General features: G+C 55.0%; 17 protein-coding genes. 1 reads left to right on the forward strand and 16 read right to left on the reverse strand.

The genetic code is table 11. The annotated features are described in order from the left end of the window. The 7 genes from JW984_07570 to JW984_07600 all read right to left on the reverse strand — a co-directional run. Window positions 1-339: acetyl-CoA carboxylase biotin carboxylase subunit (locus tag JW984_07570; GenBank protein ID MBN1573036.1), on the reverse strand; the 339-nt coding region annotated here is incomplete at its 3' end. A 431-nt stretch (window positions 340-770) separates the two neighbouring features. Next, entirely contained in the window at window positions 771-2,387 is a 1,617-nt protein-coding gene (locus JW984_07575) for a methylcrotonoyl-CoA carboxylase (GenBank protein MBN1573037.1), read from the reverse strand. A gap of 236 nt (window positions 2,388-2,623) precedes the next feature. Then, window positions 2,624-3,811 carry a 4Fe-4S binding protein gene (locus tag JW984_07580; GenBank protein ID MBN1573038.1) on the reverse strand — a complete coding sequence of 396 codons (1,188 nt, stop codon included), beginning with the start codon at window positions 3,809-3,811 and terminating at the stop codon, window positions 2,624-2,626. 509 nt (window positions 3,812-4,320) lie between these two features. Then, the gene (locus JW984_07585) at window positions 4,321-4,695 is read right to left on the reverse strand and encodes a hypothetical protein (protein ID MBN1573039.1); all 375 of its coding nucleotides are present in this window, start codon (window positions 4,693-4,695) and stop codon (window positions 4,321-4,323) included. 163 nt (window positions 4,696-4,858) lie between these two features. Further along, window positions 4,859-6,772, reverse strand: coding sequence for an acetate--CoA ligase (acs, locus tag JW984_07590; GenBank protein ID MBN1573040.1), 1,914 nt, complete (start codon window positions 6,770-6,772; stop codon window positions 4,859-4,861). A 28-nt stretch (window positions 6,773-6,800) separates the two neighbouring features. Beyond that, window positions 6,801-7,403, reverse strand: a complete 603-nt coding sequence (locus tag JW984_07595) for a TetR/AcrR family transcriptional regulator (protein MBN1573041.1) — start codon at window positions 7,401-7,403, stop codon at window positions 6,801-6,803. Between the two features lie 216 nt (window positions 7,404-7,619). Continuing rightward, window positions 7,620-10,034 (reverse strand): penicillin acylase family protein, encoded by a 2,415-nt coding sequence (locus JW984_07600; protein MBN1573042.1) that lies wholly within the window; start codon window positions 10,032-10,034, stop codon window positions 7,620-7,622. A 209-nt stretch (window positions 10,035-10,243) separates the two neighbouring features. Between JW984_07600 and eda the strand changes: the two genes are divergently transcribed. Next, complete coding sequence (gene eda, locus JW984_07605) at window positions 10,244-10,876, forward strand: bifunctional 4-hydroxy-2-oxoglutarate aldolase/2-dehydro-3-deoxy-phosphogluconate aldolase (protein ID MBN1573043.1); 633 nt, start codon at window positions 10,244-10,246, stop codon at window positions 10,874-10,876. A 574-nt stretch (window positions 10,877-11,450) separates the two neighbouring features. Here eda and JW984_07610 read toward each other — a convergent pair. From JW984_07610 to JW984_07650, 9 genes are all read right to left on the reverse strand, one after another. Continuing rightward, entirely contained in the window at window positions 11,451-12,527 is a 1,077-nt protein-coding gene (locus tag JW984_07610; GenBank protein ID MBN1573044.1) for a sugar kinase, read from the reverse strand. 36 nt (window positions 12,528-12,563) lie between these two features. Next, window positions 12,564-14,630: a hypothetical protein gene (locus JW984_07615; GenBank protein ID MBN1573045.1), complete on the reverse strand. Its 2,067-nt coding sequence runs from the start codon at window positions 14,628-14,630 to the stop codon at window positions 12,564-12,566. Between the two features lie 2 nt (window positions 14,631-14,632). After that, the gene (locus tag JW984_07620; protein ID MBN1573046.1) at window positions 14,633-16,096 is read right to left on the reverse strand and encodes an MFS transporter; all 1,464 of its coding nucleotides are present in this window, start codon (window positions 16,094-16,096) and stop codon (window positions 14,633-14,635) included. A 452-nt stretch (window positions 16,097-16,548) separates the two neighbouring features. Next, window positions 16,549-17,580, reverse strand: a complete 1,032-nt coding sequence (locus JW984_07625) for a Gfo/Idh/MocA family oxidoreductase (GenBank protein ID MBN1573047.1) — start codon at window positions 17,578-17,580, stop codon at window positions 16,549-16,551. Between the two features lie 25 nt (window positions 17,581-17,605). Then, window positions 17,606-18,223: a ThuA domain-containing protein gene (locus JW984_07630; protein ID MBN1573048.1), complete on the reverse strand. Its 618-nt coding sequence runs from the start codon at window positions 18,221-18,223 to the stop codon at window positions 17,606-17,608. 63 nt (window positions 18,224-18,286) lie between these two features. Beyond that, window positions 18,287-20,269: an FAD-binding protein gene (locus JW984_07635; GenBank protein ID MBN1573049.1), complete on the reverse strand. Its 1,983-nt coding sequence runs from the start codon at window positions 20,267-20,269 to the stop codon at window positions 18,287-18,289. A gap of 17 nt (window positions 20,270-20,286) precedes the next feature. Further along, a complete protein-coding gene (locus JW984_07640) occupies window positions 20,287-21,072 on the reverse strand; it encodes a 3-ketoacyl-ACP reductase (protein MBN1573050.1) in 786 nt (261 codons plus the stop codon). A 544-nt stretch (window positions 21,073-21,616) separates the two neighbouring features. After that, window positions 21,617-22,630 (reverse strand): LacI family DNA-binding transcriptional regulator, encoded by a 1,014-nt coding sequence (locus tag JW984_07645; protein ID MBN1573051.1) that lies wholly within the window; start codon window positions 22,628-22,630, stop codon window positions 21,617-21,619. Window positions 22,631-22,741: 111 nt separating this feature from the next. Continuing rightward, complete coding sequence (locus JW984_07650) at window positions 22,742-23,893, reverse strand: hypothetical protein (protein ID MBN1573052.1); 1,152 nt, start codon at window positions 23,891-23,893, stop codon at window positions 22,742-22,744. Window positions 23,894-24,642: the final 749 nt, after the last annotated feature.

A 24,642-nucleotide genomic window follows, 5' to 3' on the forward strand; every position in this document is an offset into this window, starting at 1 on the left:
TATCGCCCCTGCAGGCGGGCCGATGAAGACAATCTTCGCCTCCTCGCACCTCTTTGCGAAGTCGGCGTTCTCGGCCAGGAAGCCGTAACCGGGGTGGATCGCCTCGGCGCCGGTCGCCTTTGCCGCGTCTATGATCTTATCGATATTGAGATAACTCGCGGACGGCGCCGACTCCCCCAGATGGACCGCCTCGTCCGCCGTAAGCCTGTTAAGCGACAGCTCGTCCGCGTCGGAGTAGACGGCGACCGTCCCGATCCCCATCTCGCTCAACGTCCTCATGATCCTGACGGCGATCTCGCCCCTATTGGCTATCAGCACTTTTTTGAATAAGGTTTCCACGTTATATCTCCGCTTCTCTCAATAGTTCTGTGCAAGTCTGTCTAATTCAATATTTTAATTATACTGTCATTCCCAACTTGATTGGGAATCCAGTTAAATATCGGTGCCACCCACCCGCCCAACACACAAACACCCACGCTCTGGATTCCCGCTTTCGCGGGAATGACATATTTGATTATTCCCGGCTCGACGGGGTACTTATGCTGTCATTCCCAGCTTGATTGGGAATCCAAAAAAATGTCAGCGCCACCCAACACACAAGCGCCCATCCCTCTGGATTCCCGTTTTCGCGGGAATGACAAGCGCTGCCAGATGACCCACCCTCCGGATTCCCGCTTCCCAAGAAAATGACAAATCGGCACCAAAACACCATTACAACCGATCTCTAACAAACACGCCGCCCACCCATCAATCGAGAAGAAGAAACGGCATCACATCCTGAACGTCCCGTAGCCGTAGACGTCGTCCCATAAGGGTCCGTTCATCGACGCCGAAATCGCCAGGCCCAAGACGTCCCTCGTCTCCGCCGGGTCGAGGATGCCGTCGTCCCAGAGGTTTGACGTGCTGTAGTAGGCGTTACCCTCCCTCTTGGCGGCGGATACGACCGGATCCCTCAGCTGCCCTATCTCCTCTTCCGTCATGGGGATTTCGCCCGCCTTCTCCCTCTTGTCCTGCTGGAGCCGAACGAGAACTTCCGCCGCCTGCTCCCCACCCATGACCCCTATTTCCGCCTGGGGCCACATCCAGAGAAAGCGTGGAGAGTAGGCCCTGCCGCACATGGCGTAGTTCCCTGCCCCGAAAGAGGCCCCGACGATCACCGTGAACTTGGGCACCGTGGCGCAGGAGACCGCCGTGACCATCTTGTGGCCGTTTTTGGTGATCCCTCCCCGCTCGTACTCCCTCCCGATGATGAACCCGCTTATATTCTGTAAAAACAGCAGGGGGATTCCCCTCTTGTCGCAGAGCTGGATGAACTGGGTAGCCTTGAGCGAGCTGTCGGAGAAGAGCACGCCGTTGTTGGCGATGATCCCCACCGGGTAGCCGTGGATGTAGGCCCATCCGCAGACCACCGTCGGCCCGTAAAGCTCCTTGAACTCGAGAAACTCGCTCCCGTCGACCATCCGGGCGATAAGCTCCCTTATTTCGTAGGGTATTCTCAGGTTGGTGCTGACGATGCCGTACATTTCCTTCGGATCGTATATCGGCGGCTTCGGCTCCTTTGCCGGGAGCATCGCCTTCTCGTTCTTCGGGAGGTTTCTCACGATGTCTCGTAATATTAATATTGCGTGGGCGTCGTCCTCGGCGTAATAGTCCGACACACCGGACTCCCTGCAGTGGACGTCGGCGCCGCCCAGCTCATCGGCGGTGACCTCCTCCCCCGTTGCGGCCCTGACGAGCGGCGGCCCCCCGAGGAAGATCGCCCCGGTCCCCTTGACGTGGACGACCTCGTCCGACATCGCCGGTATGTACGCCCCGCCGGCCGTGCAGAGTCCCATCACCGCAACTATCTGGGGGATCCTCATCTTGGACATGATGGCCTGGTTGTAGAAGATCCTCCCGCCGTCGTCTACATCGGGGAAAATCTCCGACTGGAGGGGAAGGTAACCGCCGGCGGAATCGAGCATACAGATGCTGGGGAGGCGGTTTTCCATGACTATCGTCTGGCAGCGGAGGACCTTCTTGTTCGACATAGGGTAGCTGGCGCCGCCCTTTATCATCGCATCGTTTCCGGTTACAAAGACCTCCCTTCCCTCGACAACTCCTATCCCTGAAACGACCCCCGCCCCGTGGATTTTCCCGTCGTACATACCCCTGGCGGCCAGAGGAGCAATCTCGAGAAAGGGGGTGTTCTTGTCCAGAAGGAGATCGAGCTTTTTCCTTATCGGGAGCTTCCCCTGCTGGGCTAGGCGGTCTCTCGACCTGTCGGAACGCTCGTGAGCGGCCTTCTTCAGCTCCTCTTTCAGCTCCGCGACCAGCGTCTCCATTGCATCGTAGTTTTTCCTGAACTCATCTGAAGAAGTATTTATCGAGGTTTCAATGACATTCATAATATCCCCGCCTTAAAAAGAAGCATAAGTCAAATTCCAAGTAATATCAAACAAAAGCAATTCAGAAGCAACCCTGAAACAGCATCTCAAACAAACGCCCACCCCCCACCCCGAAATTTATAACACAGCAACGATATTAAATGCAAATGAAGAAGTCATTCCACCCGATTTTTTTTGATAACGGCGGTCTTCCAACAACCACTCGCCCGGGTTTTGAGGGGAAATCCTCAAAAAACCTACGCCGCCTTCTTTTTTCCCCCGGCCTTAGGCTTTAAAAGGGCGCAGCCGTAGTCGAGGGCTCCCTCCGGGCAGACGTTGAGGCACCTGGCGCAGCTGAAGCAGTCGGGCACAACCTTCTTTCCGTAGACGCGCGCCTTTGCGGTTCCTGAGGGACACACCGTGATGCACGCCCCGCGCTTGGTGCAGGCCTCCTTATCGATCCTGACCCGGTAGAGGCTCACGTATTCGGCGAACCACGAGATTAACCCGAAGGGGCAGATGATCCGGCAGTAAGGCCTGTACATCACGGCGCCGATAACGAGGGCCGCGACCGTGGTTATCAGTATCGACGGCAGCTCGAAGTCGAAGTTGAAGAGGTTGAAGGGATTCAGTGCGTGATAGAGGACGTAGCCCTTCTTTCCCCCGACGATGCCGAAGAGGAGAAGGAGCATGACGACAAAGAGGACTCCCCTTATCGTGTTGGTGACAATAAAGGGAACGCTCTTCTTCTTGAGCTTTTTAAAAAGGGGAAGGCTGTAGATCAGCTCCTGCAGCGACCCGAAGGGACAGGCCCACCCGCAAACGATCTTGTTGCCTACGACGGCCAAAGCGACGAAAAAGAGGAAGGCCGCGATCCTGACCATCGTGTCCGGATACAGCCCCACCATCGTCTTAAAGAGCTTGACGCCCCCCTCCATCGGGTTTGGGGACTTCTCCAGCAGAAAGCCGAGAAAGACCGCGGAGAATACCATCGTCACGACGTAGAAAATCCTCGGGTACCAGATCTTCCTCTTTTTGAGGGGCGCGTTCTTCGGCCTCCCGAGCTTTACCAGAAACAGCCACCCCCAGAGGACAACCGCCCCATACAAATAATATTTTACGTTCGACTCCCTATGGCCGACCAGGTGATTGACCATCTTATTTAGAGTCTCCTCAGTGACCCCCAGCTCCCCCACGGGGACGTTCTTAGGGGCATCGAGGGGAAGGCCGAGCTCCTTTGCCATCGACTTTCCGGTCACATCGAGCTTCGGGGCGATCTCCCCTATGGTCATGTCCGCGGTGATCGCCAGCTCCTCGGCCCCGGGCGCCTCCCCGCCCCGGCCGAAGAGGATCCCCAAGACCACGAGGACCGTAACAACCAAAAGCCCCGCCGCGGCCCAGTAAAGCTGCGCCCTCGAGAGGCCCTTGAAATATTCAGTTTTCATACTCTATACCCCCTATTTAAAGAATAGGTAAAAAAGGTCATTTTTTGAAAACAGAAATAGTGAACTTCCCGCCCCATATCATGGGTACCTATCCTGTCATTCCCAACTTGACGGGGAATCTATACTGTCATTCCCGGCTTGACCGGGAATCCAGTTAAATATCAGTGCCGCCCGCCCAGCACACAGAACATACCCCCTAGATTCCCGTCTTCACGGGAATGACAAGCGCTGCTTGATGTCCTATCCCTTTGGATTCCCGCTTCCCAAGGGAATGACAAGCGCCGTCGAGCGTCCCACTGACAAGCTCCTGCTTGTCAGTGCCACCCAACTGGGTATCTATTCTGTCACTCCCAACTTGATTGGGAATCCAGCCTGCCCCCGCGTATGCGGGGGTTAAATATCGCCGCCTACCCCTCCACGACACTCAGATTGGCCCGTGCGGTCCGCTAAAACATCGACAACTTGAATCTCTCTGACACCGGCAAAACTTGAAAGTACGCAGGACACCGTTACGCCAGGGCGATGACTTCGATCTCGATATCGAATCCGGCGGGCAGCTCCTTTACGCCGACACAGCTCCTGGCTGGCGGGTTCTCCTTGAAGACCTCCCCGTAGGCCCCGTTCATCTCGCCGAACCTGCCCATGTCGGTCAGAAAGACGGTGGTCTTGACGACTTTGTCGAGGGAGGACCCGGCCCCATCGAGGACCTTCCCGATATTTTTCAGAATCAACCTGGTGGCCGCCGGGATGTCGCCCACTACTCTTTCGCCCGTGTCGGCGTTTATCGCAACGTTCCCGGAGACAAAGACAAGGCCGCTACCTATGACCGCGTGTGAATAGGGCCCTGCCTTCGGGATCGAAGGGATCTCGATGCACTTTTTCATAACTCCACCTTTTCTTTATATAATGGGATAAGTGAGAATACCACGCCCTTCTTTATATCACACAATCCTTTGAACTTTCAAGGAAATCCGCCCGATGGAAAATCAAGGGCACAAAAAAAGGCCGGGTTATCCCCGGCCTTTAAGAATCAAGTTTTGAGTTGCCTTACTCGATATTCTTCAACGCATTGGAGACCTCGTCCACCGTCGCTCCGTCCTCGATCGTCGAGAGATCGCCCAGCTCCTTCCCCTCGGCTATGGCCTTCATTACCCTTCTCATTATCTTTCCGCTTCTCGTCTTCGGAAGCATCTTGATGAAGCGAAGCTCCTTCGGGGTGGCAACAGGGCCTATCTTTGCCCTGACGAGATCGATCAGCTCCTTATAAAGCTTATCGGACGGCTCGGCGTCGGCCTTGAGCACCACAAAGGCGAAGATTCCCTCACCCTTGAGCTCGTCCGCAACGCCGATGACCGAGGTCTCCGCCACACTCGGGTGGCCGGAAAGGACCTCTTCCACCTCCCTGGTGCCCAGCCTGTGCCCCGCAACGTTGAGGACCTCATCGGCCCTTCCAAGCATCCAGAAGTATCCGTCCTTGTCCTCGATGGCGAAATCGCCCGTGTGGTAGTAGTTCTTGCCGGGATAGGTGCTCCAGTAAGTCTCTTTATACCGCTCGTCGTCGCCCCAGATCGTCATAAGCGTTCCGGGCGGGATCGGCCCCTCGGCCACGAAAAATCCTTTTTCGCCCCTCGGTATCTCCTCCCCCTTGTCGTCGACCACCTTGAAGCGATATCCCATGGCCGGTTTCGTCGGGGAGCCGGGCTTTATCGGCAAAAACTCTACGCCCGGCATATTGGTCAACATCGGCCAGCCGGACTCCGTCTGCCAGTAGTGGTCGATGACCTTTGTCCTAAGGTTTTCCGTCGCCCATTGATAGGTCGGCTCGTCCAGCGGCTCTCCCGCCATGAAGAAGTATTTTAGGGAGCTCAGGTCCCTCTCCCTGAAGAACTTCTCGGGAAACTTCCTCAAAATTCTCAAGGCGGTGGGCGCGGAAAAGATGGTGGTGATCCCGTACTTTTCAACCACATCCCACCAGATGCCCGGATCGGGATGGTCGGGGGTTCCCTCGAACATCACTGTGGGGACGCCCTTGAGGAGCGGCCCGTAGACTATGTAGGAGTGTCCCACGACCCAGCCGATGTCGGAGGTGGACCAGTAGACGTCCCCGTCTCTTACGTCGTATATCTGACCCATGGAGCAGTGAAGGGCGACCATGTATCCGCCCGTGTCCCTTACGACTCCCTTAGGCTTTCCGGTGGTCCCGGATGTATAGAGGATGTAGGAGGGATCGGTGGAGTCGAGCTCTTCCGGCTTAACGTAGTGTTCGCCGTACTCCTTGACAGCGTCGGCCCAGAGGATGTCCCTGCCCTTCTTCAGGTTCGGGTCTCCTATTCCTCTGTCCATAACGATTACCTTGTCCAGCTTGTGGGTGGCGTGGTCGAGGGCGTCGTCGACTATCTTCTTCAAGGGAACCTCCTTCCCCTTCCTGCTTCCGGCTTCTGCACATATCAGAAGCTTCGGCCTGGCGTCGTTGATACGGTCTGCCAGCGACTCCACGGAAAATCCTCCGAAAACGACGCTGTGGATGGCTCCGATCCTTACGCATGCAAGCATGGCGATCGCGGCTTCCGGAATCATCGGCAGGTAGATTATCACCCTGTCGCCCTTCTTTACGCCGAGGTTCTTCAAGACGCCGGCAAAGCGGTTCACCTCCCGATAGAGCTGAAAATAGGTCAATATCCTCGATTGTCCCGTTGTGGGGGACTCCCAGATGATCGCCGCCATCCCCCGCTTGTCTCCCAGGGCGTGACGGTCGACGGCGTTGTAGCAGATGTTCGTCTTGCCCCCCTTAAACCAGAGGTAAAAGGGCGGATTGGAATCGTCCAGCACCTTGTCCCACTTCTTGTACCAGTGCAGATATTCGGCGGCCCCACCCCAGAACGCTTCCGGATCCTCAACAGACATCTTATGAAGTTCTTCGTAATTTGAAAACGGCAAAAAGCGCGTTTCATCTTGACTCATAGTATCCTCCTTCTATTAGTCTAAATAACTATCCATTCATAATATGTTTCAGGTTATTTTCGCATAGGAAATCGGTGATCTCCTCCCTCGAGTGCTTTCCCTTCAGGTTCCACCTCCTCAAGACCCCGAAGGACGAGGAGAAAACCAGGTGATTGGCCGTAAGATCCGCCTCCCGCTCGGGAAGGCCCATATCCATGAGTATCTCCTTGAATTTTTCGACTATCTCGGATTCCCTGGTCAATATGTCTCTGAGATAGCGCTTCTTCATATACATGGCCTGGGTGAAGGCGAGCATGACCTGGTCTTCCAGCTCGAAGCAGACATCGATGTGGGCCTTGTATACGATGATCAGTTGCTTTTTCGGATCCGACTCGGTCTTGATATCCGCAATGTTCAGCTTTTCGTAAAAGCTGTTCATGTAGTTCTCGTAAAAGAGATATAGTATATCCTCCTTCGACTTGACATAATCGTAGATGCTGCCGAGTCCCAGGCCGGAGGCCTCGGCGATATTCCTGACGGTCGCCTTGTGGTAGCCCTTCTTGGCGAAGACCTTGATCGCCCCGTCTATGATATGCTTGCGCTTCTCATCGACCAGTCTTCGGTCCTTGACTTTTGTCTTTACAAGTTTCATCTTTTTAATATTGTCGGCCTGCATAAAGCCCGGTCGAGACATCCCCTTTTTGCACAGATTACGACGAAACCGTGACAAAAAAGTTTGTGACGCCCCGCAATTAAATTTCGCGAACGAACGTACGTTCGCAATTCGCTTTTTATATAATATTTGGCTTTTCGTGTCAAGGAAAAAGGGAGGGGAATCCCCCTCCCTTTTAGACTGAAAATAAAAGGCTTATTTGCAAGCAGGAGTCAATGTCAGCACGTATCTTGCGTCGGCCTCCGCCGTTTCCCTGTCGAGGACCAAGGGCCTGTACTGGACATCGACAAACATCTCCATCTGGTCGTCGTAGTGGGGGCTCATGAAATTCCCCGAGATCCCGCCTGGAATGCACCTAAGCGAGTTTTTCATATCCGAGAGGTCGAAGATGTAACGCTCCGACGGCCCCAGGTCGGTCTTAAAGGATCTGGCGACCGGGTAGGATGCCATGCTCACCGTATAGAGGCTGCCGTTATATGGAAACGGCCCGATGTTCAAGAACGCTCCCAAAAACGCCGACTCCCCGCCGAAGGGGTGATTGAGCGTGAGGGTGTGAAGCTTTCCCCACTTCCAGCGGTCAATGTCGCCGCCGAATTCACGATCGAAATAGGAAACGGCGTCCTTGAAGCTTGCCTGAACCACGTCCTCGAATGTCTCCACTCCCTCCGTCTCCGGGTCGTCAAACCAGACCGACTCCCTTCCCGTCGACTTGCGCTTCGATATCATGTTAGTCATGGCGTTGTGCATGATGTAGCTGTACTTCAACATCTTGCCGTAAAAGTCTTCCCCGACCCTGTTTTTGAAGGTGCGGTCGGTCATGCCGTTTACCGTCACAAAATATATCGCGGCGGCCTCGCTGTCCTTATCCGCCACGCAGTCCCACTCCTTGAGGCGATTCAAGGCGTCCGCCTCTACATCCGACAGTTCGGCCCCTTCAAGGACCTCAATCATATTCGGGAGCCACTCCTTGGCGAAGACGGAGGTCACATCGGAGTGCATTCTCTTGAAGTCGGAGATGTCGAGCTTCTCTTTTTCGGTCAGCATCTCCGATATCCTCCTGAACCTGAAGGCCGGGGCGTAGTAGTTCGATATGGTGTAGGGGTAATCCTCCCCCACGTGCTTGTTGTTCGCCGAGGCGATCCATCCCCTCTCCGGATTTCTCATGCGGGGCTGCATATTGGTGGGCACGAACCCGCCCCACTCGTATTTGCCGTCCCAGCCGGGAAGGGGAGACATCCCGTCAAAGCCGTTCCGAATAGGGATACCCACGGAGGCGGTGTAGCCGACATTCCCCTCGCTGTCTGCGTAGATGACGTTTTGGCCGGGGCACTTGAAGTACTCGATCCCCTTCTCCATGTCGTCTATGGTCTTGGCGCGGTTGAAGGCGTAAAGGGCCATAGGTATCGTCGGGAGCTCCGGGGCGATCCATCTCATCGCGTAGGCGTATCCCGACTTCCCGTCGACGCCGTTTACGTCGTCAACGATCGGGCCGTGGCGGGTGAGCCTTACCTTGAACTTCACGTCATCCTTCCCCTTCACCTTGATGACCTCCTCTCTTACCTCCATATCCTCCCACTTCCCCATATACTCGTACTGGTCTTCGTTGTCCGGATTTATCTTCTCGATGTAAAAGTCGGCGTCGTCAGACATTACGTTGGTGTACCCCCAGGCGACCGTCTCGGTGGCCCCAACGGCAACGAGGGGAATCCCCGGGGTTATAACCCCCGTGACGTTCATCGTCGGAGTCTTGATGTGCGCCTCGTACCATATCCCAGGGGCGCCGAAGCCGAGGTGCATGTCGTTTGCCAAAATCGGCTTTCCGGTGACCGATTTCTTCCCGGAGACGAGCCAGTTGTTGCTCCCAGACCCGATCTTTTTACCCGTTACCTCCATGGCCAGGTCCAGCGTCTCGAATAGCTTAAGGCTGGAGGGAAGGGAAGCCGTCTTTCCCCCCGGCATTATCGTGGGAGAGCCCTCCGGATAAGCGGCCATTATCTCTTTTGCCAGCTCGTCGCCGACCTTGCCCCTGACCGCATCATAGAGCATCTCGGTTCCGAAGGCCGTGTTCAAATCCCAGGCCATGTAGTAGTAGGCCGCCCAGCAGTCCTCCGCCTTCCAGGGCTCCGGCTTATATCCCAGGACGGCAAACTCGACCGGCAGCGGCCCGCCCCGGTTTTCGAGGTAACAATTCACGCCGGCGGTAAAGGCCTCCATCCCGGAGCGTATCTCCGGGGGCAGATCCCCGTTATAGAGCTCTTCCAGGCTCTTCTTTGCCGTGATCGTCCTGAAGAGCCTGTCCACAGGGATAAGCTCTTCCCCAAGTATCTCGGAGAGCTGGCCCCTCACCACCCTCCTCACCAGGTCTATCTGGAACATCCGGTCCTGGGCCATGGTGTATCCGAGGGCGAAATAGGCATCCTCGTCCGTCTCGGCAAAGATGTGGGGCATCCCGTAGGAGTCCCGGATTATCTTCACCTCCGACCCGATTCCCTCAACGGCAAGCTCCCCGCCGTAGTCCGGCAGCGTCGATTTCAAATAAATATATCCGCCTACCACTGCGACCACGACCAAACAAACGACAACAATCAGCGTCCACTTGATTGCCTTCATAAAAACCTCCTCCCGTCATAGACGGTTCTGAATCAATCTAATACTATGATTTAATAAAACTTGAAGGGCAGGGAGATTATAACAATCCACTGTTACAATCACAATCAATTTTTTTAAATATGCGGTGGAAAAATATCCAAAAAAGTGGTATATATGTAACACTGAAATAGCCCCAACTCTCAGCTCAAAAATATCAGGAGCGGATTGATATGAACGACGCCGTTGATTTGATCAAGAAAACGAGGCTGGTACCGGTAATAAAGATCGGAGACGAGAAAAACGCCCTTCCCTTGGCCCGGGCCCTCTCATCGGGCGGGCTGCCGCTTGCGGAGATCACCTTCAGGAGCGAGGCCGCCGAGGGTGCGATAATGAGTATCTCGAAGCTTGACGATTTTCTCGTGGGGGCGGGGACGGTCCTCTCCGTCGAGACGGCGAAGAGGGCGATAAGGGCCGGAGCGAGGTTCATTGTCAGCCCGGGGCTGAACGATGAGGTAGTGAAATACTGCATTAAAAAAGGCGTCCCGGTCTTTCCGGGCGTCATGACCCCCACCGAGATCGGAAGAGCGACCGACCTCGGCCTCGACATATTGAAATTTTTCCCGGCGGAGGCGGCGGGCGGCGTGAGGGCTCTGAAGGCCGTCGGCGCCCCGTTCAGGGGGATCAGTTTAATCCCCACGGGTGGGATTAACGCGACAAACCTCGCCGACTACCTGAAGCTGAAAAACGTAGTCGCCGTCGGCGGGAGCTGGATGGCGAAGGGGGAGGACATCGACTCCGGCAACTTCGACGAGATAGAGAGACTCACGAAAGAGGCGGTTAGGATTGTGAGAGGACTTTCTTAATCATTCAGAGTGGAATCTATTCTGTCATTCCCGGCACCACAGGGAACTTATACTGTCATTCCCGGCTCGGTCGGGAATCCAGCCTGTCCCCGCGTATGCGGGGGTTAAATATCAGCGCCGCCCGCCCAACACACAAAAAACCACCGCTCTGGATTCCCGTTTTCACGGGAATGACAAGCGCTATTAGATTCCCGCTTCCTAAGGGAATGACATTCTGGGCTTTTCCGTGACTACTGTGTCATTTGAACACACCACTTAGGGCAAGAACCTGTCGGTGCCACCCTACGTCTCATTCAATGCTTATATTCAATTCTATCTGATTCAAAATTTCAAATCTATCCGGTTTCTCTCTTTACCTAAAATCCGAGGAGAAAAAACGAGATTGCCGCGTCGTTCGCCTGTCGGTGACGCACAATCGAGATTTTATGCTGTCATTCCCGACTTGATCGGGAATCCAGCCTGTCCCCGCGTATGCGGGGGTTAAATATCAGCGCCGCCTGCCCTCCCCAGCACACAGACGCCCTCCCTCTGGATTCCCGCTTTCGCGGGAATGACAAGCGCCGCCAGATACCCCCTACCTCTTTATACGGCCCGACTTGTCCCCCGCAAACAGCGCCATGATCTCGTCATTCGTCGAGAGGTTCATGTCCCCCTCTATCGAGTGACAGAGGCACGAGGCACATGCGGCGTACTCCAGGGCGTCGCCGAGGGTGGAAAAGTGGGAGAGGCCGTAGATAAGCCCCGCCGAGAAGCTGTCGCCGCCGCCCACCCTGTCCACGATGTGGGTGATGTCGTACTTCTTAGAAAAGAGGGTCTCTTTGCCGTCAGAGAGCATCGCCCCCCACCGATTGTGGGAGGCCGAAACGCTCTCCCTCAAGGTTATCGCTATGAGCTTCAGGTTCGGGTAGCGATCGAGGACGTCCTTTGCGAGCCTCTCGTATCGCCCCTCGTCTATCTTGCCCGATCCGGGATCGATGTCGGTCCCGATCCCCAGCGACTTCTGGCAGTCCTCCTCGTTGGCGATCACAACACCGGAAAGCCCAGTCAGCCGGTCCATCACCTCGATGACGCCCTTGCTACCCTCGACGTACTTCCAGAGCTTCGCCCGGTAGTTGAGGTCGATGGATACCACAGCCCCAACTTTACGGGCCGCCTCCATCGCGGCGATCGCCCCATCCGCGGTATTTTTAGAAAGCGCCGGGGTGATCCCGGTTATATGAAACCAGCCGCAGCCGGAGAGCGCCTTGTCCCAGTCGATCGATCCCTGCCCCATTTCGCTTATCGCCGAGGGGAGCCTGTCGTAGATCACCCGCGAGGGGCGCTGGTTCGCCCCCTTCTCCATGAAGTATATCCCCATCCGCGCGCCGTCAACGAGGACGACCTTCGACGCGTCGACGCCGTGACCCTTAAGCATCCTCATGGCGCCCTCGGCGATGTCGTTTTTTGGAAGGAGGGTAACAAAGCGGCTCTTCAGCCCCTGGAGGGCGAGGCTGACCGCCACGTTCGCCTCCCCGCCGCCGAACGTGGTGTTAAGCAAAGGTGACTGGAAGAGCCTCTCGAATCCGGGGGAGGAAAGCCTCAGCATAATCTCGCCGAAGGAGGCGTATATCTTGTCCTTTGGATTTCCCCGCTGGAGTTCTGCTATCGTCATTGTTCAGTCTCCCAAAGAGTCGATTTAATATTAATATTACTCCACGAATTCACTGACTTCCCGAACCCCCCGCGTAAGATCGAGGCTCAGCGTCTGATTACCCGCTTTTGTCTCGATCCGCTTCGGCGGGAAATCCGCCCTTACGTACCGGTTGTCGTACCTCGGGTAATCGTTCAGAGAGACCCGTTTACCGTTGTGCCTGAGACTACCCCGCCAGCCGAACCTGACCGTCCCGATCGAAGGGGACTCATACCTGACCGAGGTGCCCTTGAAGCCGATCTTCGCTTCCGACACCTTATCGATGAAGTCGGAGAAGGCGCCGTCCACACCCTTTCTCCCCATCTCCACAACCCAGATGTTCTTTCGGAAGTCGCAGATCACCTCTTTATCTTTATCCTCCCCCTCGTCCTGCCATCGGTACCCATTCTGGGAGTAGAGGGCGATGTATCCGTCCCCTTTTTTCCCGAATATCCACCCGCTTTTTTCGGCCGTCTCGTCGAACTCGTCTTTAGGGAACCAGGCGTGGGTAAAGAACAGCTTGTTTGTCATGTAGAGCCCCGGCATCCTGGAGGGATTGTAGGATGCGATAAGGACGTTTCTTATCTGGGCGACCCTCGGGAGCGTCCCGGAGCCGACCCAGTAGCCGCCGCTGGTGTCCTCACCATGACCCGGGTGCGTTGTAAAGCAGATAGCCTTATCAGAGAGGGTCGCCTGCCAGATGTGCTGCTGGTCGCCGCCGTAACCCTTCCTGTAGTCTTGGGCACAGCTCAACATGTAGTCGGGCGTCCTGTAGGTGTAGAGGTTCACCTCCTCCCTCGTGTTTCGCGAGAGGTCTTTCCTCGTCACAAATGCGAGGAGGGGCAGGAGCCTCGTTATCCTCATGAGATTTATGAAGGGTTTGAAATCCTTGAAGGGCTTGAAGAACTGGTTCTCCCACCAGTTGTAGGCGTCGAACATCCTCATGATCAGCATGGCGGTCTTAGGGTGATTGTATGCCTCCAGCGTCAGGAAGTGCATACCGCTCGCGAAGTCCTTGAAGTTAAGCCCCCACCTCTTCGCCTCCTCGATCTTTATCCCCATCCTCTGGCGGTTGATTATCTCGTCCGGTTTACTATTAGCTATTTCGTAGATCGCTACGGGGAGCCTGTAATTGTCGCCGAGGGCCAGAGACACCGCGCTCATGTTGTCGGAGCCGGAGAACCTGCCGGTGCCGAACATCAGCTTGGAGGTGTCGGTTGTCGACTCGATACCGGCGTTTCGCTTCTCCTCGCCGTAGCTCCTGCCGTGGCTGGAGCCGAAGGCGCCTTTGTGGGAATTGAGGGCGATATCGAGGAACAACAGGTCGAGGACCATCTCGGCGCCCCGGACTATCACCGGGTCTTTGCAGAAGTCGATAAGGTTGGCAAGCGCGGTGATGTCCTCGTCGTAGTAGATGTGGGAGAGCCACTCCGAGAATCCGGTCTTGAAGCGGAGGTCGAGCCACTTTACGATCCTCTCTCTCGCCTTGACCATCTTTTCAAAGCCGGTCATCTTCGAGTTGGTGAAGACCGAGTCTTTAAACATCTGCCCCGCCAGGTACTCGTTTGCCGCAAACATGATGTAGTGGTTCTCCGTCCAGTAGCACATCGAGTCTATCCCCGGCTCGTCCGGGTAGTATTTGAAGTTAAGGAGCGTCCTCTCGGCGTCCTTAAGGATCTTTTCGGGAAGGAGCTTACTATCTTTTAATTGATATAGGAGCCTTACGATCCCGAGCATGACGAAGTCGGAGCAGTCGTAGCGATCGTCGATGTAGCGGAGCGCGGAGGAAATCAGGCCCGTGTGGACGGGGCCCTTGTTTTCCGCCAAGCGGACGAGCTCGTAGTAGTACCCCTTTATGTTTCCGCCCGCCGGATTCTTGAGGCAGTGATCGACCAGCGCCTTCCTTCTCCTTTTATATGTGGGGTATACCGGTGATCCCGAAAACGTATCGGGCGATCCCTTAGGGTAGCCCGCCGGGGGCTTTCCCACGTTCTTGAACGTAAAATCCGCCATCCCGGAGGTGTCAAAGAAGTCGTGGACGAAGGTCTTCTCTTCCCCTTTACTTTTTCCCGTTTTTTGGGCCATGGCTACCTCCTCTCAAGAAGACGCTTGAGTTCAAGCTCCTCTTCCTGCATTTCACCGGACATCTCATCTCCCTCTCTTCTCTTGTTCAAGTGTTCCTTGATGCGGGCGTGAAGCGAGGGGGTCAGCTTATACCTGAAGGCGTTGTAAGCGGATAAGGCCAGGAAGAGGACCGGAATCAGAGCAAAGATCAGCTTCAAGACCATGATAAACTCCGGTGTCTGGGCCTGCTCTATCAGGACTTCCTTCCCATCGACAATCCCCTCCACCGGCTTTATATAACCCGTCCGGTCGATGATCTGGGAGATCAAAAAAATACCCACGGCGGAGCTCATCTTTCTTGCGAACATGAAGAGGCCGGAGTAGATACCTTCCCTCCTCTCGCCGGTGTAAAGCTCGTCCACGTCCGGAACGTCGGTGAAGATCGAGTAGATCATTATGACGATTCCCCCGGTGCCCAAGCCCACGAGTCCGCCGAAGACGTAGATCGCCTCTTTGGGCAGCTCCGGCGTTATGAAGTAACTGAAACCCATGACCACAAGCCAGATTAGGGCCGAGATGATGAAGCTCGTCTTCTTGCTGGTCTTCTTGCTGACCCACGAGTAGATCGGTATCACGAGGACCTGGAGCACCAGGATCGTTCCCAGGACGTAGTCGGTCTCGCCAAGGCGCATCATATAGTATTTCATGAAGTAGATGACGATGCTCATTACGGCGTCAATGGCTACGAACGAGAAGAGGTACATCAGAAGGACGTTGAGAAACGTGGGGGCAAAAAAAGGCTCCACGTAGGAGCGTCTGAAGTTGAAAGGGGTCGGCTCCTTCTGGAACTCTTCTCTCTCCCTTGTCGTGAGAAACGTGGCGATGAAGGGAATCGCGAAAAAGAGTCCGAAGGCGACCGCCATGACGATATATCCCGAGCGTTCGTTATCGGGAAAGAACTTCACGATCTCAAAGGGTAGTACGGCACAGATTAAAGATGATATCCCGGAAAAGATTATTCGGTATGTCGTCAGGGACGTCCGCTCGTTGTAGTCGAGCGTCAGCTCCGCCGCCAGGGCGTTGTAGGGTATCATCACCATCGTGATTACCGTGGAAAAGAAGATGTAAGCGATAAGGATATAGATGAAGCGGTGCTTCTCCAGATCGAAGTCGACCGGGTACCACATCAGGAAGAAGGAGATGAAGATCAGGACGATCCCGAAAAGGAAGTAGGGCCTCCTCCTGCCGAATCTCGTCCTTGTCCTGTCGGAGATGTATCCCATCATCGGATCCGTCACGGCATCCCAAATCTTGCTCACAAAAAAAGCGACGCCGGCAAGGGCGGGAGAGATAAGCATCACGTCGGTCAGATAATGTAGATAGTAGATCCCGATGATCAGCATGGCGCCGCCGCCGTAGATGTCGCCCACTCCGAAGCCCAGCTTGGTAGAGAGCTTTAGCTTCTGGTCTTTGGCTGTCTCTTTCATAATTAAGTCTCCTCTTTTAATATTATAAAGGTTTATTTAAAAGTCCAAGATCGGTTTTTTCCAAAACATCTGATATTTACTAGATTCCCGCCTTCATGGGAACATTATATCGTTATTCTCAGCTTGACTGGGAATTCACTATTCTGTCATTCCCAACTCGATTGGGAATCCAGAAAAATATCGATCTGGATTCCCGTTTCCACGGGAATGACATGCGTTACTGGATTCCCGCTTCCCAAGGGAATGATTCTTAATTATGCTGTCATTCCTAACTTGATTGGGAATCCACTATGCTGTCATTCCCAACTCGATTGGGAATCCACTATTCTGTCATTCCCAACTCGATTGGGAATCCAGAAAAATATCGATCTAAGTTCCCGTTTCCACGGGAATGACATACGTTACTGGATTCCCGCTTCCCAAGGGAATGAGGTTAAATACTGCCATACCGCCTAGTCAACAAATTCGAGGTACCTGTCATCCACCGGCTCCCACTTCCCGGACTTTGATGAGCTGTAAAAAGCCGCTATCGCCGAAAGGACCGGGAGCGTCTCCTCGACCGGTGTCAGGAACCTCTCCCCCTCGATGACCCACCTCCTGAAACCCTCTATGCTCCTGAAGAGGGCGTGGAGGTTGGAAAGACCTCTGCCCGGCGGCTTTGCTTTTCTTACCTTTACTCCTTTAAAATCAACTTTGGGGGACTCCGGACCGCGATAGATTCCGGTCCCCCTGCTCCCGTAGAGTTCGGCTACGACCTTCTGCTCCGGGACCGCCACCATCGACGAAGTGACGGAGACCTGCCCGCCCCCCGCGGTCTTAATTACTCCCAGGGCGGTGTCCTCAACCTCGGTGTCCTTAAAGACCTTCCTGTCGACGACGCCGATTACAGAGACCGGCCGCCCCACGCAGAGGAGCATGATATCCACGATGTGGCTCGCCTGGGTCAGGAGTGTGCCTCCCCCCGATCTTGCGAGGCTCCTGTGCCAAGGGGAGTCCTCAAAATACTTTTGATCCCGCCACCAGGGGACGTTGCACCGGCCGTAGTAAATGTCCCCCAGCTCCCCACCCCTTGCCGCCGTGACGAGGGCGTAGCAGCCGTTGTCGTAGCGGTACTGGTAGTTTATGCCGACCTTCCTCCCAGACTCTCTCGAGAGGCGGCATATCACGAGGGCGTCATCTATATTCGTTGCCACCGGCTTTTCGCAGAGGACGTCAAGGCCCTTTGAAATCGCCGACCTTATCATCTTAACGTGGAGGTCGTGGGGCGACGCTATGTAAACCGCATCGATCTCCGCGTTTTCAAGCATCTCCTCGTAGTCGTTAAACCAACTCTTTATCCGAAACCTCTTTGCAAACTTGGCCGCCCGCCCCTTGTCGATGTCCATGCAGGCCGAAATTTCAATCCCCCTGTTCAGCTTTGCGCCCAGCGCGGTGTACCTGGCGATATCCCCGCAGCCTACCATCGCCATCTTCATATTCTTCATAATATCACCTCAATCGATCGAGATATTAAGCCGATAAAACCCACTTCACGCCCTTCCCGATTATTTCCTGTACCTCTTTCACCTTAAAGATTGAGGCGACGTGCCCGAGGGAGAAGTAGCAGACCCTTCCCTTCCCGTACCCCCTCGTCCAGAGTACCGGCTCCGTCGAGCCGCCCACCTCCGTATTGAAGTGGACCTTAACGTCCCTGTCGTACTCGTGGATGTAGAGCTCGTCTTTAACCGTGAAGGGGCCGACGCCCTTGAAGACTTCGGAGGTCGAATCCGCCGGATTTACCGTGAACCTTGAAATCTTCCCGTGGGAGACGAAGCGGCCGCCGAGGATGTAGAAATATTCTTTTTTCTCCTTGAAGGAGGCGGACGCCGAGTGGAGGGCGAAGAGCCCGCCCCCGGATGAGACGAAAACCTTCAGCGCCCCGAGGGCGTTGTCCGAGATAACCTTTCTGTGAAAGTAGAGGCAGACGGCGTCGTAGCCGCCGCCATTAAGGGCGCCTAAATCCTCTATGGATGATGTGTAGACGAACCTGATCCCCTCGATCCCGTTCAAAATATTTTTAAAGAGGCGCCTTGCCGTGATCGTCGGGTGGAAAGCGCCCGCCGAGACCACCAGAACTCTCTTTCCCATAACTCCCCCCTTTCTATCGGTTTTCATTGATTGATATATACCGTTTCTTTTTCAATCTCTATATTATTGGTATATCTTTCCCTCTCTGAACTCCCTCCAGTCCTCCTCGAACCAGCCCTCTTGGGAGGGTATCTTTCTCGCTTTGACCAACCTCGTCCGTCCATTCAGATTTTCGTCGTAGGCGAACTCGACGACCGTGTCGCCGTTCGATTCATCTATATCGATCTCGATCCCCCGGCCGGCCGATTCTATATATAAGTCCACGAGCTCATCCAGCCTTCCCACCAGAAACGAACCGCGGGAGCCTTTAAGTCCCTTCAGGAGCTCCAGGGCCGACTCCAGAAAACCTCTCTCCGTAAGCAAAAGGTCTTCGTTCTTGAGAAAGGCCGGTATATCGCCCCTATCCTCGACCCCGGCGGACTTATGCCTTTCAAACATCTTTTTGTTCTCTTCGAGGGCGGACTTGATTTCGGCTCTGTTTCTCACTATACCCATAACGGCCGACATCCTCTCCTGAATCACGCCCCTCTCGGCCGCGGGGTCGATCTTTCTATCGGAAGCAAGGAGGCGTTTCAGGCACTCCAGTTTCCCGGCGAGCCTCTCCTCCATCAATCCCCGCTCCCCCCTCAAATCCTCGGCGGACGACCTCTTAGCGATCATCTGGGCGGCGCGAAGGGACCCCACCTGCCCGGAGTTGAGGGCGCTCCCGCCTGGGCGGTAGACGCCGTGGGTTCCGCAACACTCCCCCACCGAGAAGAGGTTTTCGATGTTCGACTCCCACCATACCGAGCAGGCAAGCCCTCCGTTGACGTGCTGGTGGCAGACCGCTGTCTCTACGGGCTCCCTCTCAAGGTCTATCCCGTTTTCTTTAAACAGTTCCAAGGCCGGCGGGTTCATCGCCTTGAGCCTCTCCACCGGCGTTTTCCCTAAGGCGTTCGACTTTTCGAGATACTCCCGGACTACTTCGGGCGTGGTGTCCACGGAGAACTCCACATCCCCGTGGGCCGGGTTTTTCGTGTAGTCGAGAAAGACCCTGCGCCCCCTTGCCTCCCTCTCTATGTAAACGGCGAGGTCTATGTTGGAAGAGCCGAAATTATCGATTCTTCTCACGTCAAACGGCCACTGGTAACCCTTGAGAAACTGGGCCTCAAAGAGTTGTCCCGGCGTCGGGAAATAGTCGTTAAGAAACTCCCTCTCGTCGCCCCCGTCTCCTTCCACGGAGAAATATCTCGGGATTACCTGCTGGTAGCTCCCTGAGAGGTTCCACCGAAAGGGGGTCGATGCGATGCCGAACTGCGATTCGGCGAGGTTCTGGGCCGCGGCACCGGCCTTCAGCGCGATCCCGGTCGACCCCACCTGCGACTTAGGGTAGACGCTCTCTCTATATAGGGCCGCAGGCCCCCCTATGCCGTAGATTACATACCCCGCCTCGATCAGGACAAGCCCGAAGCCTCTTTCGGTAAGCCTCGTGCGGTCAACGGCAATAAGTCCGCAGATCCTCTTTTTGCCCCCGTCCCGAACGGTTACTAAATCCACCACTTCGAGGTTGTCCAGGATCGGCACCTCGAGCCTTCTTACCTCGTCGAGGAGCCTCCCGTACATCAGGATAGAGGTGTTCGGCCCGGCGGATGTCCCACGGGACCTTTGGTCGTGATCGGTCTTGTAGCCGACGTACCTCCCGAAGCGGTCGTGGGGAAACGGAACCCCAAGCTCCACCAGGTGATAGAACTCCCTTGATGAGAGGGCGGCCTCCACAAGGGCTATGTCCCCGTGCATCCCCATACCATTGAAAAGGTCTTTCGCCATCGAGGCCGCGTCGTCGCCCTGACCTCCCTCCGGGTTGAGACGATAGTAGGTCTGCTTGTCTGATCCTGCGTTTGCCGAAGTCCCGGCGCCGAGCCTCTCGGTCACAATCACAACGTCATCGACCCCGAGCCGCTTAAGATGTACGGCGCCGTTCAGGGCCGCCGCCCCGCTCCCCACGACGGCGGCGGTGACGTCTATCACCGGAACCGATACTCCACCAATATCTATAGATATTTCTATCGTCCCCTCCCTCAAGCTTAAAGCCTCCTTATGTGGAACCCGCCGTCGACGTTTATAACCTCTCCCGTGGAGTAGGGGTGATACCCCTTGACGATGCCGAGGACGGCTCTGGCCACATCCTCCGGCTCCCCCCACCTCCTTATCGGGAGGAGCCCGCCCTCTATCAACGCGTCGTACTTGTCCCTCACAGGCTCGGTCATGCCGGTCTTGATGATCCCCGGCCTCACCTCGAAGACCCGGACGTTTCGGTCGGCGAGCCTTTCGGCAAAGAGGTTTGTCATCATGGAGAGCCCAGCCTTCGATATGCAGTAGTCCGCCCTGTTTACCGAGGCCGTATAGGCGGATATGGAGGAGATATTGACTATGTACCCCGGCGACTCTCCGCCGCTCAAGGAGGGCGCCAGGGACGACGACAGGAGAAAGGGGGCGACGAGATTGATCTTAAGGAGCTTCAGGAAATCGTCCTCTTTAAGGTCGAGCATATCGACCCTCCCGGCGGTAGTCACGCCGGCGTTGTTGACCAGAACCTTGAGCCTCCCCCCACAGCGCTTAACCGCCCCTACAAGCCTCCTTCTGGTCGTCTCCTTCGAGATGTCGCCCCTCACGTAGACGCAGCCGCCTTCGACCCCCTTACCCCTCTGCGCCTCAATTATCGAGTCGAGAAGCCCCTTGACCTCACCCTTCGGTCTCCTGCCGCTCAGGATTATCGAGTAGCCCTCCCCGGCCAGAGACAGGGCTATCGTCCTCCCGATCCCGGCGGTGCCGCCGGTCACGAGAGCCGTCAGATCATCGCCACGCATCATCCCGTACCTCTTTTGATCTCCTGTGATAAATGAACAGTAATCAATCGGTCCCCCGTTTTCGAGGGAACAATATGCCGTCATTACCAGCACCACTGGAAATCCAGAAAGATATTCACTGGATTCCCGTTTCCACGGGAATGACAGTATACTATTTCACTGGATTCCCGCTTTCGCCCAACCCACAGATACCCTCCCTCTGGATTCCCGTCTGCAGTGTAATGACATTTTTTATCGTTCCCAACTCGATTGGGAATCTATGCCGTCATTCCCAACTTGATTGGGAATCCAGAAAGATATTCACTGGATTCCCGTTTCCACGGGAATGACAGTATACTATTTCACTGGATTCCCGCTTCCACGGGAATGACAGTATACTATTTCACTGGATTCCCGCTTCCACGGGAATGACAGTATACTATTTCACTGGATTCCCGCCTTCGCGGGAATAAAAATTTAATCCCTCGTTTTCCAAGGGAATGACAAGATGTTTCCACTCTATTCCCGCCTTTACAGTGATGACACTCAATATTTTATTAAATCGGGGTTACCCCTTCAGCAAAACGGTCTCCCCCTCAAGGAGCGTCCCTTCCACCTCGAGCCTAAGCTCCCTTGTCTCCCGATGAAGGATGTTGTCCCGGAGCCAGCGGGAGGCAAAGAAACATAGCTCGAAGGTGGAGAGGCTGATTGTGGTGATCAACGGCCTGAAGACCCTCCTCGCGGGGGAGTTGTCGAAGCCGGTGATCGAGACCTCGTCCGGCACGGAAACGCCCATCCCACTCAACTCCGTGATCATCCTGATGGCAAAATTGTCGTTGAAGCAGATCACCGCGTCGCACCCCCTGTCCAGGAAGAACCTCGCGGTTCCGGCGTCAACCTCGTTTATGGAGGCGACCTCGAGGATTATCCGATCATCGACCGCGCCCGTCGCCTCGAGGCTTCCGGTTATGTACCCCCTGAGTCTGTCTCTGTTGACCGGGATCGTCCCGCAGCCCAAGTATCCGATCTTCTCGAAGCTCCCACCGTTGAGATATTCCCTCAGCTTCAGCATCCCCTTGTAATTGTTACAGGAGACGTAGTTTTCCGTCTCGAACGTCCGGTTCAGGAAGATAAAGGGGATATTTTTCGACCTCAAGAGACTGCGCCCCTCACCGCCGATATCGCCGAAGGCGAGTATAACGCCGTCGTACAGGGCCGCTTTCCCGCCGTCGAATATCTTCAGGTCGGAGAAGGTCTGGATCTCGATCGAATACTTATCGTTTTTGAAGGCGCTGTTCACGGCGTTTATCAGCTCGCCCATCTCGAAGAAGGGATTGAGCTCGATCTCCGACCTGTCGGGGACGACGACGACGAGATTGACGTGGGAGCGGGAGATCGGCTTTCTCCTTTTCGTGAGGGAGAAATCGTTCGCCCTTGCTACCTCAAAAACGCGAACCGTAGTCTCCCTCGATATCCCGGGCTCGTTGTTCAAGACCCTCGATACGGTGCTTGCGGACACCCCGCATTCCCTTGCAATATCCCTTATTGTAAGCTTTTTTTTAGTCTTTGCCGCCTTAACCATAACTAGCCACAAATAATCCTATATTAGTAAAATCCCTTCCCGCCCCCCTCCCGTCGCCCCCCGTCTCAAGTCACATGCCCGATCTCCCGAACAATGACGACGGCCCCCGCCCTAATCTTCCTCTCGCCCACGCCGATATTTCACGCAGTAAACCCGCTTCTGCTTTTTCAATAGCCCGGAGCATCCCCCGCAGAGGACGCAGCGGTCGATTGCATCCGGGGCCAGGGCCAGCTTATCCGGGTAGAGGGGATCGGCGAGGTTTTGCCTCCCGAATCCGGCGAAGTCCGTGTACCCCTTTTCGATATTCTCGGCCGCCAGCTCCCCGGATTTCTCCATACCGGAGGAGTAGGCGGAGCCGATCACGGCGACGTCCGGGAAGGCCTCCTTTACGACCTTCGCGTACCTGAAGTGGTGGTACAGGTTGAAGGCGGAGTTCGCCTCCGGCCTGGTGATGCCCGGCGTAACCGGCGGAATCCCCGCCGATACGTTGATAAAGTCCGCCCCGGCCTTAACGATGTGGGAGAGGACATCCGCCATATCGCCGAGTTCCTCGATAATCTCGTCCGGGCCCGCCGTGCCGCACCCCCCCCTGATTCCCTCGTAGAGCGAGACCCTCGTCCCGACTACAAGCTCCCCGAAATCGGCCTTGACTCCCCTTACGATCGAGGAGAGAAGTTTCGCCCTCCCCCCTGCATCTCCCCCGTATCCGTCCTCCCTCCGATTTAAAGGTCGCAAAAACTCCCCTAACAGGTAGCCGTGACACGCCTTGATGTCCATGCCGTCGGCCCCGGCACGCCGGGAAAGCTCCGCCGCCTTGAAAAAACCGTCCCTTATTCTATCAATACCCTCCGCCGTTGCCACGGGGACTGCCTCATCATCGTCTTCGTAGGCCTTTATCCGCTTCGAGAAGTCTCCGCTCTGCCTCCCCGAGTGGGTGAGCTGAAACATGATGAGCGGCTTGTCGTTCACTCCCTTGAACGAATCGACGAGCCTCTTGAAGCCGTCGAGATTTTTTTCGTTTAGAACCAGCCCCTTTCTTCTCGCCAGGTACCCCTCCGTAATCGAAACCGCCTCGACGAAGACGATTCCCCAGTCCCCCCGGGAGAGCCGTACATAGCGATCGACGATCTCCGCCCCCACCCCACCGCCGTCGGCCGCGCTGTTTATCTCCATCGCCTGGGCTACGAGCCGGTTTTCTGCGACCTTTCCGGGAAATCTGTAGGCCGAGTAGATCGGTTCGATTCTTTCCCTTGCATTATTCATCGTTCAATAAACCATTCCTTCTGAGAGCCGAACAGCTATTTTTACTATATTCATGCAAATAATGCAACAAATTTTCTTCTCCTCACGACTTTTTTTACTTTTTTAAGTAATTTTACCTGATTTGTGCCAGGAAAAAAGGGGGCAAGATTTGCCCCCTTTTTTTAGACAATGGACAGACAAGGGGCTTAAGCCCCTTGTCCGGCAGCCCGTGTAATACATTAACGCCGTAGATCATAAAATCCCGATCTTGGGACAAATATCAAGTGGGGCAGGATTTGCCCCCCTTTTTTATTTGAATAGACAAGGGGCTTAAGCCCCTTGTCTAACAGGCCCATTGTCTATAAAACAGCCCATTGTCAACAAAACAGTCCCTCCTTCAGATCATATATGAGTATATTAGTATAATATAATTTTTTTCAAAAAAATTTGTATTTCCTGTAACTATTTCATTTTTTCATTTAATAAGTATGTGAAAAAGTGTTTGGATAAGCTTGACAGCGGGTGTTTTTCATTTTACTATTTATACAGACTTCGCAATGAGTTTGATTCTCGTGTTGCTTTCGAGAGTGTGTTTTTACAATTGTCTATATTAGGTGCTTTATGAAAGTGAAAAAGTTTATTTCTGTCACACTTTTTCTTGTTCTTGCTACGGCAATATTTGCCGTGCCCGCTATTGCGGCGGAGGAGAAGGCAGACCCGGGTTCGGCCTGGAACATCTACTTCAGGCCGGGGGTCCGCTTCGGGACGGA

Source organism: Candidatus Zymogenus saltonus, assembly GCA_016929395.1.
GTDB lineage: Bacteria > Desulfobacterota > Zymogenia > Zymogenales > Zymogenaceae > Zymogenus > Zymogenus saltonus.